Here is a 13,240-nt window from a genome sequence, read left to right as displayed (position 1 = left end):
CCCGGGCCCATCCCGAGTCTCACCCCGACGACGCAGCGGATGCAACGGATCGACATGCCCGCCGCAAGATTCTTCAGGCGAGGTGCCCCGCGGCGATGTCCCCGTGCTGGCGCACCCACGCGTGCATCGCGATCGCGGCGGCCGCGCCCGCGTTGATGGACCGCGTCGAGCCGTACTGTCCGATGGCGACGGTCGCGACCGCGACCTCGCGCACCGCATCGGACAGCCCGACGGACTCCTGGCCGAAGACGAGCACGCACTCGCGTGGCAGCGCGTACGTCTCGAGCGGCACCGCACCGGGGAGGTTGTCGATGCCGATGACCGGGAGCCCGGCCTCCGTCGCCCACACCGCGAGGTCCTCGACCGTCGGGTGATGGCGGATGTGCTGGTAGCGGTCCGTCACCATCGCGCCGCGACGGTTCCAGCGGCGGTTGCCGACGATGTGCACCTCGCGCGCGAGGAACGCGTTGGCGGTCCGGACCACGGAGCCGATGTTGAGGTCGTGCTGCCAGTTCTCGATCGCCACGTGGAAGGGGTGCCGGCGCGCGTCGAGGTCCGCGACGATCGCCTCGTGCCTCCAGTAGCGGTAGCGGTCGACCACGTTGCGACGGTCGCCGTGCTCGAGCAGCTCGGGGTCGTAGCGCGCGTCGGTGGGGCGCTCGCCCTCCCACGGACCCACACCGTGCGCGGGCGCCTGGTCCCCTTCTCCGGCGTCGAGGGTGGTCACCCGCGACCCCCGGCCGCCCACGCGCCGCCGAGCTTGGTGCGCGCCGAGGTGTTGAGCACCGAACCCGAGTAGAGGCGCGCGCCGACCGCGACGAGCGCGAGCGCGGTGAGCGCGACCACGCCCATCGCCGCCCAGGGCTCCCACACGGCCGCGTCGCCGGTCGCGATGCGGGCGGGCATGAGCAGCGGCGCGGTGAGGGGGAAGTAGGACAGCGCGACGCGAAGCGGGCTCTCGTCCTGGATGAGGATCGCGGCGAAGAAGGGCACCATGACCGCGATCTGCATGTACAAGGTGGTCGACTGCAGCTCCTCGACGCGGGACGCGAGCGAGCCGGCGACGGCCCACAGGCACGCGAGCATGAGGAAGCCGAGCACGAAGAACGCGAGGAACCACCCGCTCACTCCGAGCACCTGCGTGACGATCTCGCCCTTGCCGATCGCCTTGGACCCGAGCAGCCCGGCGCCCACGATGAGCAGGACCTGGCCCAGCGCCATCACGGTGTTGCCGAGCACCTTGCCGGCGAGCAGCCAGCGGATCGGCAGCGCCGCCACCAGGATCTCGACCACGCGCGACGACTTCTCCTCGACCACCGACTGCGCGATCGCCACGCCGAACGTCAGGACCGTGAAGTAGAACATGAAGCCGAAGATGATGATCACCAGCTCCGGCGGCACGGGCTGGTCGGGCTTGGGCTCGAGCAGCTCCACCCGCGGAGCCGTGGGCGACGTGAGCGCGGCGAGCTGGTCGGCGCTCAGGCCGGCGTCGGCAGCCACCGCCTGCGCGGTCACCACGGCCGATGCGGCGGCCACGAGCTCCTCCAGGTCGCCCGGCACGCTCTCGCGCGCGGTGATCACGACGCCGCCGTCCGCGTCGATCGCGAGGGCGGCCGCGACCTCGGGATCGGTCAGGCTCGCCGCAGGGTCGTCCGTGTCCATGACCGTGATGTCCGCCGCCGGCAGGCTCGGCCCCCCGTCGGAGCCGAGCGCCGCGGCGGTCTCGGCGACGGGACGCGCCTCGGAGGAGGCAGACACCGTGTACTCGGGGGTGTCGCCCTCGATCAGCGCGGGCACCACCACCGCGATGACGATCACCGCGATGAACACGAGCGTCGAGGCGAGGAAGCCCTTGTCGCGGAGCTTGACCGCGATCTCGCGGCCGGCGACCAGCCGGATGAGGTCGGAGCGCGACGCGTTCATCGGACCACCTCCGCGAACAGGTCGGCGAGGGAGGGCAACGCCCGCGAGAAGTGGCTCACCGGACCCTCGGCCTGTGCCGCGGCGAGCAGCGCCTGCGGGTCCGCGGCATCGTCCAGGTCCACCAGCGTCGCCCTCTCTCCCGCCTCGACCACGGTCATGCCCGCGAGCGCGGGCGCCCAGCCGGCGACGCCTTCGACCGCGACCCGGTAGCGGCGTCCGGCGCGCTCCTCGCGCAGGGCGCGTGCGTCGCCCGCCGCCACCACCTGTCCCTCGTGGATGAGCACCAGGTCGTCGCAGAGCCTCTCGACCAGGTCGAGCTGATGGCTCGAGAAGAGCACGGGCACGCCGGCCTCGGCACGCGCGCGCAGGTGCGCCGCCATGGTCTCCATGGCGATCGGGTCGAGCCCGGAGAAGGGCTCGTCGAGGATGAGCAGATCGGGCTCGTGGATGAGCGCGGCCGCGACCTGGACGCGTTGCTGGTTGCCCAGCGACAGCGTGTGGAGAAGGTCGTGCGCACGGTCCGTGAGCCCCAGCGTCTCGAGCAGCTCGGTCGCCCGGGACTGTGCGGTCGCCCGCTCCACGCCGAGGATGCGCGCGAGGTAGACCAGCTGCTCCGCGACCTTCATCTTGGGGTAGAGGCCGCGCTCCTCCGGCATGTAGCCGATGCGCCGGCGGACGTCGAGCGTCATCGGCTCGCCGCGGAAGGTCACGCGGCCCGCGTCGGGGGCGAGCACCCCGACGATGGCCCGCATCGTGGTGGTCTTGCCGGCGCCGTTGGCGCCCACGAACCCCGTGAGCCTCCCCGGGCGCACCTCGAACGACACGCCGTCGAGGGCGCGCCTGTCGCCGAAGTCGTGCGTGAGCTCCTGTACCTGCAGCGTCGCCTGGGTCACCCGAGCGACGCTACCAAGTCGCCGGACCGGGCCCGCGCATCACCCCTCGACAAGCTCGATCCGTAGCGCCGCGGCCGCCTCGCGGGCCCTTGCCCGCGCATCGTCCACGTCCTCGCCGCGCGCCACGGTGACGGCGACGCGACGGCGCCCGTCGACCCGCGGCTTGCCGAACAGGCGCAGGTCGGTGCCCGGCGTCGCCAGCGCATCGTCCACACCGGAGAACACAGGGACGCCGGAACCTTCAGCCAGCACCGCGCACGAGGCGGACGGCCCGAGCTCCAGCACCGCGGGCACGGGCAGCCCGAGCACGGCGCGCGCGTGCAGCGCGAACTCGCTCAGGTCCTGCGACGCCAGGGTCACCAGCCCGGTGTCGTGCGGCCGGGGCGACACCTCGGAGAAGATCACCTCGTCGCCGCGCACGAACAGCTCGACGCCGAACACCCCGCGCCCGCCCAGCGCCTCGGTGACGGCACCGGCGATGCGACGCGACTCGGCCAGCGCGGCCTCCGACATCGGCTGCGGCTGCCACGACTCGCGGTAGTCGCCGTCGACCTGCGTGTGGCCCACGGGAGCAAGGTACGACGTGCCTCCCACGTGACGGACGGTGAGCTGGGTGATCTCGTAGTCGAAGTCCACGAAGCCCTCGACGATGATCCGCGTGCCGCCCGCGCGACCGCCCTCGACGGCGTAGGTCCAGGCGGCGTCCACGTCGGAGGCGGCACGGATGACCGACTGCCCCTTGCCGGACGAGGACATCACCGGCTTCACCACCACGGGCAGGCCCAGCTCCTCGACGGCCGCCGCGAGCCCGTCGCGCGTGTCCACGAAGCGGTAGGGCGAGGTGGGCAGCCCCAGCTCCTCCGCCGCGAGGCGGCGGATGCCCTCACGGTCCATGGTGAGGATGGTCGCGCGAGCCGTCGGGATGACGGTCGCGAGCCCCTGCTGCTCGACCTCGGCGAGCACGCTGGTCGCGATCGCCTCGATCTCCGGGATCACCAGGTGCGGGCGCTCGCGCTCGAGCAGCGCGCGCAGCGCCGCGGCGTCGAGCATGTCGATGACGTGGGAGCGATGCGCGACGTGCATCGCGGGTGCGTCGGGGTAGCGATCCACCGCGATCACCTCCGCCCCGAGGCGCATGAGCTCGATCGCGACCTCCTTGCCGAGCTCGCCGGAGCCGAGCAGGAGCGCGCGCGTCGCGTGCGGGGTGAGCGGGGTGCCGAGCGAGACCGTCATGCGCTCATCCTCGCAGGGCAGGGTCCTGGGAGGGGACGATGCGCGGACGCCGGCCGTCAGGACGCGGGGTCCGCCTCGCGCGGGCCCTCGAACAGGAAGGCCGGGATCGCGTCGGTGAGGTCGTGGAGCGCGCCCACCACGAGCGGGAGGTCCGCGAGGTCGCTCGCGGACTGCGCGTAGGAGTACATCGCGGCGCCCTCGACCACGAACGCCCGCCCCACGATGTCCTGGCGCAGCAGGCGGTCGATCACGGTCGGGGTGAGGATCGCGTGCGCGACGCGATCGTCCTCGGCCCACACCTTCCAGCGCTGGTTGAACTCGTGGGACTCCGTGTCGAGGTCGCGGCCGCCGAGCTTCCCGAGCGCCCGCAGCAGCGCGTTGTCCCCCGTGAACCGGACGGTCGCGAGCGGCGCCGGCAGCGGCACCCACGTCACCTGGAACGTGTGCGTGGTGGTGCTGGTACGGCCCTCCGAGTCGCGGCTCTCCGTCTCGTACGAGTAGGCGAAGGTCTCGAACGGGCGCCCGCCCATGGTCCCCCACACGATGTCCCGCGCGCGTCGACGGCGCCCGGTCCCGAACGGCGGGCTCGAGAAGTACGTGACGCGGGCGGGGTCCTCCGCGAGGTGGCCCAGGTGGTTCGCCGCCACGGTCGCGGCGATCGCGTCGCGGCGCCGCCGGGACGCCATGAAGCCGCGGACCCCGAGCACCACCATGAGCACGATGACCCCGACGAAGATCAGCGGGAAGATCGCGAACGCCCCGCCGATCAGCCCGTCGGCCGCGCCGAACGGGTCGACCATCAGAACTGCACGTTCGGCGCCTGGCGCGCGGCCTCGTGCGTCTCGAAGTACTCCTCGCGGGTGAAGCCGAACATGTTCGCGATGAACACCGTGGGGAACGTCTCGATGCGCGTGTTGAGCGTGCGGACGTTCGCGTTGTAGAAGCGGCGGCCCGCGGCGACGCGGTCCTCGGTGTTGGTGAGCTCCTGCTGGAGCTGGAGGAAGTTCTGGTTGGCCTTGAGGTCCGGGTAGGCCTCGGCGAGCGCGAAGAGGCGGCCGAGCGCCTGCGTGAGCATGTTCTCCTGCTCCGCCTGCTGCGCGGGCGACGAGCCGGGGGCTGCCGCGACGGTGCGCGCCTGGATCACGGCCTCGAGCGTCTCGCGCTCGTGCTTGGCGTAGCCCTTGACCGTCTCGACCAGGTTGGGGATGAGGTCGTGCCGGCGCTGCAGCTCGACGTCGATCTGGCGCCACGCCTCCTGCACCAGGTTCCGCAGCCGGACCAGCCCGTTGTACGCCGTGACGGCCCACAGCGCCACGATCACGAGGATCACGACCAGCGCGATGACAACCCATTCCCACATATGTCTCTCCTGACGTCTCTGCGCGACTCTAGCGAGTCTCGTCGTCGCTGCCCAGACGCTCGCCGGGCTGTCGCCAGTCCTCGACACCGTCGCCATCGGCATCGGCGCCGATGCCCGTGTAGCGGCGCGAGTTGAGCACGCCGGGGGTGGTCGCCCACGCGGGCCCCGCGAGCGGGGCGTCGTCCACGAGCGAGCCGCCGCCCTCGCTGAAACGCCGGACCACGTGCGCGGGGATGCGGCGCGCGACCCCGACCACGACGTCGAGCCGCTTCGCGAGCGTGTCGACCCCCTCGCGGCCCGCGGTCCAGGTGAGGACCGCGCCACCCGAGATGCGGATGGACCGGCCCTGCGCGTCCGGCTGCAGGAGGCGCTCGATCATCCGCGGATCGATCACGTCGTGCCCGTAGCGCGGGTCGCGCGTGACGACGCGCCAGCGCCTGTTGAACTCATGCGACTCGACCTCGACGTCGACGCCGCCCAGCGCCTGCGCGACGGTGTGCGCAAGGTTCTCGGGCACGATGTCGAGCCGCGGCAGCAGGACCGGCAGCTCCGCGAGCGTCACCTGGTAGACCTGCGCCGCGGACCGCTCGCCGTCATGCTGGCGCTCCACCACATGCGTGAACGTCGCGCACCGGATCCCGCCGTACACGCCTCGCAGCACGTCCTCCTGCCGCACCGAGGAGCCGGTGGCGTCGAAGGGCGTCCCGCTGAAGCGCGTCGAGTAGGCGGCGGTGCGCTGCACGTGCTCCCACCCGTGGGACGCCGCGAACTCCGCCGCCTCGTTGCCGTGGCGCAGGCGCGACACGCCCTCCCACACGAGGAGCGCGAGCACCGCCGCGCCCGCGATCGCGAGGATCACGTCGAGGTGGGTGCCCCCGCCGTACCAGGCGACCGCGCCCAGCAGGCCGAGCGCGCCCGCGCCGACGCGCATCGCCATGATCCCCCGCATGCGGGCCACCCTAGCGAGGCCGCGAGGCGCGGGGAAGGATCACGACAGACCGAGGTCGTCCAGCCCGTAGAGGTACAGGTAGGGCAGCCCCTCCTCCTCGATGACCTGGCGCGCGCCCGTGTCGCGGTCGACGATGACGGCCACCGCGACCACCTCGGCGCCCGCCTCCTTGAGCGCGCCCACCGCGGTGAGCACCGAGCCGCCCGTGGTCGAGGTGTCCTCGACCGCGACGACCTTGCGGCCGGCCACATCGGGCCCCTCGATGCGACGCTGCAGGCCGTGCGCCTTGTTCTCCTTGCGCACCACGAACGCGTCGAGGTCGAGCCCGCGCGACGCGGCCGCGTGAAGCAGCGAGGTCGCGACCGGGTCCGCGCCGAGCGTCAGCCCGCCCACGGCGTCGATGTCGGCGGGACCGAAGCCCGCCTCCTCGAGCGCGTCGAGCAGCACGTGGCCCACGAGCGGCGCGGCACGGTGGTGCAGGGTGATGCGGCGCAGGTCGACGTAGTAGTCCGCCTCCTTGCCCGAGGCGAGGGTGATGCGGCCGTGGACCACGGCCAGCTCCTTGATGAGGTCGCGCAGCTGCTCGCGAGGGGTACCGGTCATGGGGCTAAGCCTAACGGCGGACGATGCGGGCGCCGGGCCCGACCGTCAGTCCTTCTGCATGCTGCGGCGCCCCCGCGTGAGGCGGCGCGGCACGGCGCGCAGCACGGCGCCCGCGACCGCGTAGCCCGGGGACGGCGTCACCACGGTCTGCCCGCGGCGCACCGCCGCGAGCGCGGACGCGACCACCCGCTCCGGGTCGAGCCACACCGTGTCCGGGAACTCGTGGCGCATGTGGCTCAGCGCGTCGGAGTCGTGGAAGCGCGTGCGCACCAGCCCCGGCAGGACGGCCGTCGCGGTGACGCCCGTCCCCCCGAGCTGCCCCGCGAGCGCCTGCGTGAAGTCCACGGCCCAGCGCTTGTGAGCGGCGTACGTGGTGTTCGCCAGATGCGCCGCGACCGAGGAGACGTTGAGGACCGCGCCGTGACCGCGCGCGATCATCCCCGGCACCGCCGCGTGCGCGAGCCGGAGCGGCGCGGTCACATGGATGTCGAGCAGCGCCTTCTCGTGCCGCCACGAGGACTCGGCGAAGCGCTCGCCGATCCCGAAGCCGGCGTTGTTCACCAGCAGGCTCACGGGACGCGCCTCCGCCTGCAGCCGCGCCGCCACCGCCGTGCGACCCTTCTCCGTGGTGAGGTCGGCGGGCAGCACCTCGGCGGAGCGCCCGGTCGCGCCCTCGAGCAGGTGCGCGACCTCGCTCAGCCGATCCCGCGAGCGCGACACGAGCACCACATCGTGCCCCGCCGTCGCGAGCTGCCACGCGAACTCCTCGCCCAGGCCCGACGAGGCCCCTGTCACCAATGCGATCGCCATGCGTCGAGGCTACCGGCGCATCGTCCGCCGGTACCGTGGTGGCCATGCGACTCGCCACCTGGAACGTCAACTCCATCCGCGCCCGCGTCGACCGCGTGGTCGACTGGCTCGAGCGGTCCGGCACCGATGTGCTGGCGATGCAGGAGATCAAGTGCAAGCCCGAGCAGTTCCCGCGCGAGGCCTTCGAGGCCGCCGGCTACGAGCTCGCGATCCACGGCCTCAACCAGTGGAACGGCGTCGCGATCGCGTCGCGCGTGGGCCTCACGGACGTCGAGACGTCCTTCCCCGAGCAGCCCGGCTTCGCCAAGACGGGCGACCCGGTGGTCGAGGCGCGTGCGCTCGGCGCGACCGCGGGCGGCGTGCGCGTGTGGAGCCTCTACGTGCCCAACGGCCGCGGCCTCGCGGACCCGCACTACGCCTACAAGCTCGACTTCCTCGCGCGCCTGCGCGACGCGGCCGCGACGTGGGCGGACCAGCCCACCGCGCTCGTGGGCGACTTCAACGTCGCGCCGCTGCCCACGGACATCTGGTCCGAGGAGGACTCCGAGGCCGTCACCCACGTGACCCCCGAGGCACGTGCGGCCTTCCACGCCTTCGAGTCCGCCGGGTACGAGGAGCTGTCGCGGCGCTTCATCCCGGAGGAGCGCACCTACACGTTCTGGGACTACAAGGCGCTGCGGTTCCCCAAGGGCGAGGGCATGCGCATCGACTTCGCGTACGCCTCGGCGCCCCTGGCGGCCCGTGCGACCGCCGTGAGCATCGTGCGCGACGAGCGCAAGGGCAAGGGCGCCTCGGACCACGTGCCCGTGGTCGTGGACCTCGCCGACGCCTGATGACGGACGGCTTCGTCCCGCCGCCCACGCTGGGCGAGGACGGGCACGCGCCGGGCGCCGCCACGCGCAGCGAGCGGTCCGCGCCGCGACCGGCCCCGCGCGGTCCCCGCCGACGAGGTCGGCGGCTCGCCTGGATCGTGGGGGGCGCCGCGGCGCTCGCGATCGCGGGCGGCGTGGTCGCCGACGTGACGCTGGAGGCCTCCGCGCGGGCGATCGAGCCCGCGCAGCGCGGGGACACCGGACGCATGGCCGCGGTCGCGGTCGTGCCCGGGATCTGCCTGGAGGACCTGCCGGCGGTGAGCGAGCCCGCCGGATCGGTCACCGCGGTCGCCTGCGACGAGCCGCACCTCGCGGAGGCCGTGGCGGAGCGCACCTTCACCGAGGAGGCGTGGCCGGGCGACGATGCGGTGGCCGCCGCCATGCTCGACTTCTGCCCGGGCCGGGTCGCGCGCATCGTCCCCGCCGCGCTCGCCGACGGGCTCTCGTGGCGCGCGTGGGCGCCGAGCGAGGCCTCGTGGAAGGCGGGTGACCGCACGGGGGTGTGCGTGGTGACGGCGGGCTCCCCGCTCACGGGGTCGCTCGAGCGCGGCACCGCCGAGCGGCGCTGAGGCCAGGTTCAGCCCAGCAGGCGCCCGCGCGCGGAGATGGCGGCGAGCACGGCCGGCTCGCCCTGCTCGGTGAGCCACTGCAGCAGGCTCGCCGGGGCCGACGGGTTCGATGCGATGGCGGGCCGCAGCTCGGGGTGCGCATACGCGAGCTCCGACAGCTCGGCGGCCGTGGCGTACGGGCTAGTCGCGAGCAGCCGCTCCGATCCCGCGCCGTGCGCGTCGAAGGGCGCCGCCGCGGACTCCGCCCGGTAGGTCAGCGCGACGGGCGCGGCCGCGGGGCGTCGGGCACGGCTGTCCCGGACGATCCGCCTGACGATCGCCACGATCACCGCGATCGGCAGGAGGGGAAGGATGAGCACCACGGGCGGCACATGGACATCGATCGCGTACTCGCACAGCAGCGCGAAGGCGATGAAGGAGACGGCGCCGACGAGGAAGATCATCCTCGAGCCGGAGGCCAGGGCCACGCGGGAGTGGAGAGAGGCGATGACGACGAGCAGGAGCATTCCCCCCGTGACGACCAGTGCAAGAGACTCGGTCGACCAGCTCACTGCTCGAACCCCTCTCCACCTCCCGCGTGTACCTCGGTATGAGGTTCTCGCGCGCCGCAACGACCGGCAAGCCCCCATTTGTGGGGGCACAAGCGAGCGATGCTCGTGTCACCCCTGCTTCCGGACGGGATTCGACTACAGTTCCAGGGGTAGGAAAGGGGAATGCTCATGACCGCCGCGAAGGAGCGCCGCGTGATCGCTCTTGTCGAGGACCACGCGCTCATCTCCCTCGGCTTCCGCGACCTCGTGGAGGGCGCGCCGGACCTCGAGCTCGCCGGGCTCGTCGAGAGCGTCGACTCGCTCGCGGGGCTCGGGCGGACGCTCGACCTGGTGGTCCTGGACCTCCGGCTCGCGGACGGATCCACCCCCGAGGCGAACATCGACGCGATCCACGCGATGGGCTCGCACGTCCTCATCTATACGGGTGGCGAGGACCGCAAGCTCATCCAGTCCGCCGCCCGCGCCGGCGCGCTCGGCCTGATCCGCAAGTCCTCCGAGCCCGATGTGCTCCTCGAGGCCATCCGCACGGCCGCCGCCGGCCAGGAGGTCTTCGGCACCGACTGGGCCGCCGCGATCGACTCGGACGACTCGCTCGCGGACGCGAAGCTGAGCGCCCGCGAGCGCGAGATCCTCTCCCTGTACGCCTCGGGCCTCACGGCCTTCTCCGTGGCTCGGCACCTGGGCGTCTCGCGCGAGACCGTCGCCGACTACGTGAGCCGCATCCGTCGCAAGTACGCCGATGCGGGACGCCCCGCGGCATCGCGGGTGGACCTCTACAAGCGTGCGCTCGAGGATGGCCTGCTCGAAGGCCCCCAGTGACGGGTCTGCACCCGGCACGCGAGCGGATCCAGCGCACCCTCCTGTTCGCGCTCGGCATCGGCGCCCTCATCTTCGGCGGCCTGCTCGCCAACGGCGACAGCGGCTGGATCAAGCAGGTCGACCAGCTCCGCGGGCCGTTCGGCTGGCTCACCGTCGTCGTGGGCATCGGGATCCCGGTGACGTACACGCTGCTGGCCCGCGTGATCGCGATCCGTCCGCTGCTCATCATCGCCGGCACCACCTCGATGGTGTTCATGGCGGTCGAGCTCGCCTGGCCGTGGATGATGCACGAGCCGTTCCTCGCGAACGACGGGAAGCCCTGGATCCAGGGGGTGACCGCCGTGCATGCCACCGCGGCGGCGATCTCGTGGCCGCGGGTGGTCGGGTGGGTCTACCCTCTCGCGCAGGGACCCATCGTCGCCCTCACGCAGATCCAGGTGCGCGAGGACTCGGCGCTCGACGCCACGCTCGACGGCCTGGGCGCGATCATCTTCTGCCTCATCGTGTGCGGCATCTCGATCGCCGTGATCGCGGCGGGAGACCGGCAGGATGCCGCGGCCGCGCACGCGCGCGAGCAGGCCGCGCTCGAGGCGAGCCGCAACACCCGGGAGGCCGAGCAGCGGCGCATCAACGCGATCGTCCACGACGACGTGATGTCGGTGCTCCTGGCCGCGTCCCGCCCCGCGCCGCCGGAGTCCCTGGCCGATCAGGCCCGCCACGCGCTCGCGAGCGTCGAGTCGCTGGTGAGCGGCCGCAGCGAGTCCCGCGACTACGACCCGGAGGAGTTCATCGCGGTGGTGCGCTCGACCGCCGCGACGATCGATCCCGCGGTGCCGGTGCGCTACGCCGTCGACGGCGACGCCCCCCTGCCCGCCGGCGTGGTCGCCGCGTTCGCCGAGGCCACCGCGGAGGCGCTCAAGAACGCGCTCGGCCACGGTGGCCCGAGCTGCGAGCCCCGGGTCGAGTGCGACGTCGACGACGAGTCCGCGCGCGTGGTCATCTCCGACCATGGTGCGGGCTTCGCCGCCTCCCGCATCTCCCCGCGCCGGCTCGGCATCCGCGTGAGCATCCTCGAGCGCATGCAGGCTGTCACGGGCGGCGACGCGGATGTGAGCTCGACGCCCGGGCACGGCACCACCGTCACGCTCGTCTGGAGGCGCGCATGAGCCACATCACGGCACCTCCGCAGGCCTCGCGCACCGTCGACGTCAGCCGGCTGCTCGGCCTGCGGTCCGAGGGCGCGAGCCTGATCCTCGGCGTGTTCATCGTCACCAACGTCGTCTTCACCATCTCGACGATCCAGTCGCTCAGCGTGACGTGGCCCGCCTACGTCTCCGCGATCATCGTGAGCCTCGCCGGCGTGCTGCTCGGGCGCCCCCATCCCGACCCGTTCCCGCTGCGCGACTCGTGGCTCGTGGTGGGGGCCGTGATCGTCTCGACGCTCCTCATCTCCTGGTGCCTCCCGCCCGAGGGCCCCACGGGGCGCGCGTCCTGGCACCTCGGATCGAACACCTGGCTGCTGTGGTTCCTGGTGCTGCGCGGTCGCACCGCGCTCGCGTGGGGCGCGATGGCGGCCATGGCTGCCATCACCGCGTACTGGGCCGGGACCACCGGGCGCGGCGCGCTCGGCGGCCTCATGATGGTCGACACGCAGGTGGGCCTGCTGGTGGTGGCGACGCTGTTCGTCACGAGCCTGCGCCGCACCGCGCACCGGATCAACTCGCTCACCGAGCGCTCCGTGGACGCGGCGGCCGCCGCCGCGACCGCCGAGGCGGAACGCCAGGTGCGGCTCCAGCGCGCCGCGGAGGTCGCCGCCGCATCCCTGCCGCTGCTCGAGCGCATCGCCGACGGGCGCCCGCTCTCGGACGCCGAGCGCGGCGACGTGCGGGAGGCCGAGGCGCGCCTGCGCGACGGCGTCCGCGGCAGGGCGCTCGCGACACCCGCGGTGCTCGACGCCGCGGCACGCGCGCGCGCTCGAGGCGTCGAGGTCAACCTCCTCGACGACCGCGGGTCGGGGCTCGCGACGGGGGCCGCGATGGCCCGGGCGGACTCGGCTGTGACTCGCGCGCTCGACGCGGCGTCGGGCACCGTCACGGTGCGCCTGCTGCCGGCCGAGCGCGCCGAGGCGATCAGCATCGTCACCGTCGCGGGAGACGATGTCGAGCGCATCGTCCTCGACGAGGACGGGAGCACGACGGCGGCCTGACCCGCGAGGGCCAGGCCGCCGGACGGGGACTCGTCGCGCCTCAGGCGAGGGCGCGCGCCTTGAGGGCCGCGTACTCCTCCTCGGTGATCGCTCCCGAGTCGAGCAGGGCCTTGGCCTTCTCGATCTCGGTGGCCGCGCCGGCCTCGGTCATGAGGCCCTGCGTGTACTCGACCTGAGCGGCCCGCACCGCCTCCGCGGCGGCGACGTCACGGGCGGCCATGCCCTTGCCGCGCGCGAAGATGTAGATGAGCGCGCCGATGCACGGCACCAGCACCAGGAGCAGCGTCCACAGGATCTTCCCGATGACGGAGAGGTCCTTGTCGCGGAACACGTCGAACACGAACCGGATCACCAGGAAGATGAACCCGATCCAGATCGCGAACCACAGCGACCACAGCAGGATGTTGAGGAAGTTGGCGAAGAAGTCCATCGCGTTGCCTTTCTGCGTACGG

16 protein-coding genes are annotated in these 13,240 nt (G+C 72.9%); 5 read left to right on the top strand and 11 right to left on the bottom strand.

Going from position 1 to position 13,240, the window contains the following annotated elements; translation table 11 throughout:
* Positions 1-73: 73 nt before the first annotated feature.
* Genes AOM06_RS07620 through AOM06_RS07580 form a run of 9 tightly spaced genes read right to left on the bottom strand, consistent with a single transcriptional unit; the run spans position 74 to position 7,771 of the window.
* A complete protein-coding gene (locus tag AOM06_RS07620; protein ID WP_062304356.1) occupies positions 74-727 on the bottom strand; it encodes a TrmH family RNA methyltransferase in 654 nt (217 codons plus the stop codon).
* Positions 724-1,923: an ABC transporter permease gene (locus AOM06_RS07615; protein WP_062304178.1), complete on the bottom strand. Its 1,200-nt coding sequence runs from the start codon at positions 1,921-1,923 to the stop codon at positions 724-726. Before AOM06_RS07615 ends, AOM06_RS07620 begins: the two co-directional genes overlap by 4 nt.
* The gene (locus AOM06_RS07610; RefSeq protein ID WP_062304176.1) at positions 1,920-2,816 is read right to left on the bottom strand and encodes an ABC transporter ATP-binding protein; all 897 of its coding nucleotides are present in this window, start codon (positions 2,814-2,816) and stop codon (positions 1,920-1,922) included. The genes AOM06_RS07615 and AOM06_RS07610 overlap by 4 nt, the downstream gene beginning before the upstream one ends.
* Positions 2,817-2,855: 39 nt before the next feature.
* Positions 2,856-4,049, bottom strand: coding sequence for a formate-dependent phosphoribosylglycinamide formyltransferase (gene purT / locus AOM06_RS07605; RefSeq protein ID WP_062304174.1), 1,194 nt, complete (start codon positions 4,047-4,049; stop codon positions 2,856-2,858).
* Positions 4,050-4,105: 56 nt separating this feature from the next.
* Entirely contained in the window at positions 4,106-4,849 is a 744-nt protein-coding gene (locus AOM06_RS07600) for a DUF3137 domain-containing protein (RefSeq protein WP_062304171.1), read from the bottom strand.
* A complete protein-coding gene (locus AOM06_RS07595) occupies positions 4,849-5,409 on the bottom strand; it encodes a LemA family protein (RefSeq protein ID WP_062304169.1) in 561 nt (186 codons plus the stop codon). Before AOM06_RS07595 ends, AOM06_RS07600 begins: the two co-directional genes overlap by 1 nt.
* Positions 5,410-5,437: 28 nt before the next feature.
* Positions 5,438-6,358 (bottom strand): hypothetical protein, encoded by a 921-nt coding sequence (locus AOM06_RS07590; protein WP_062304166.1) that lies wholly within the window; start codon positions 6,356-6,358, stop codon positions 5,438-5,440.
* Positions 6,359-6,397: 39 nt separating this feature from the next.
* Entirely contained in the window at positions 6,398-6,961 is a 564-nt protein-coding gene (gene pyrE / locus AOM06_RS07585) for an orotate phosphoribosyltransferase (protein WP_062304164.1), read from the bottom strand.
* Between the two features lie 45 nt (positions 6,962-7,006).
* Positions 7,007-7,771, bottom strand: coding sequence for an SDR family NAD(P)-dependent oxidoreductase (locus AOM06_RS07580; protein ID WP_062304161.1), 765 nt, complete (start codon positions 7,769-7,771; stop codon positions 7,007-7,009).
* A 44-nt stretch (positions 7,772-7,815) separates the two neighbouring features.
* On the opposite strand from AOM06_RS07580, the gene AOM06_RS07575 reads away from it, so the two are divergent.
* Entirely contained in the window at positions 7,816-8,604 is a 789-nt protein-coding gene (locus AOM06_RS07575) for an exodeoxyribonuclease III (RefSeq protein WP_062304353.1), read from the top strand.
* A complete protein-coding gene (locus tag AOM06_RS07570; protein WP_062304158.1) occupies positions 8,604-9,212 on the top strand; it encodes a septum formation family protein in 609 nt (202 codons plus the stop codon). The genes AOM06_RS07575 and AOM06_RS07570 overlap by 1 nt, the downstream gene beginning before the upstream one ends.
* An 8-nt stretch (positions 9,213-9,220) precedes the next feature.
* Here AOM06_RS07570 and AOM06_RS07565 read toward each other — a convergent pair whose 3' ends face one another.
* Positions 9,221-9,763 carry a variant leucine-rich repeat-containing protein gene (locus tag AOM06_RS07565; protein ID WP_156163619.1) on the bottom strand — a complete coding sequence of 181 codons (543 nt, stop codon included), beginning with the start codon at positions 9,761-9,763 and terminating at the stop codon, positions 9,221-9,223.
* A gap of 168 nt (positions 9,764-9,931) precedes the next feature.
* Between AOM06_RS07565 and AOM06_RS07560 the strand changes: the two genes are divergently transcribed.
* Genes AOM06_RS07560 through AOM06_RS07550 form a run of 3 tightly spaced genes read left to right on the top strand, consistent with a single transcriptional unit; the run spans position 9,932 to position 12,788 of the window.
* Entirely contained in the window at positions 9,932-10,582 is a 651-nt protein-coding gene (locus AOM06_RS07560) for a LuxR C-terminal-related transcriptional regulator (RefSeq protein ID WP_228372889.1), read from the top strand.
* Positions 10,579-11,748 carry a sensor histidine kinase gene (locus AOM06_RS07555; protein ID WP_062304151.1) on the top strand — a complete coding sequence of 390 codons (1,170 nt, stop codon included), beginning with the start codon at positions 10,579-10,581 and terminating at the stop codon, positions 11,746-11,748. The genes AOM06_RS07560 and AOM06_RS07555 overlap by 4 nt, the downstream gene beginning before the upstream one ends.
* The gene (locus tag AOM06_RS07550; RefSeq protein ID WP_062304148.1) at positions 11,745-12,788 is read left to right on the top strand and encodes a DUF8320 family protein; all 1,044 of its coding nucleotides are present in this window, start codon (positions 11,745-11,747) and stop codon (positions 12,786-12,788) included. The genes AOM06_RS07555 and AOM06_RS07550 overlap by 4 nt, the downstream gene beginning before the upstream one ends.
* A 40-nt stretch (positions 12,789-12,828) precedes the next feature.
* Here AOM06_RS07550 and AOM06_RS07545 read toward each other — a convergent pair whose 3' ends face one another.
* The gene (locus AOM06_RS07545; protein ID WP_062304146.1) at positions 12,829-13,218 is read right to left on the bottom strand and encodes an SHOCT domain-containing protein; all 390 of its coding nucleotides are present in this window, start codon (positions 13,216-13,218) and stop codon (positions 12,829-12,831) included.
* Positions 13,219-13,240: the final 22 nt, after the last annotated feature.

Origin of the sequence: Demequina subtropica, assembly GCF_000971235.1 — a bacterium.
Classification (GTDB): Bacteria; Actinomycetota; Actinomycetes; order Actinomycetales; family Demequinaceae; genus Demequina; species Demequina subtropica.
Note: the sequence above shows the minus strand (reverse complement) of the source record. Positions and strands in the feature narration are given on the sequence as shown.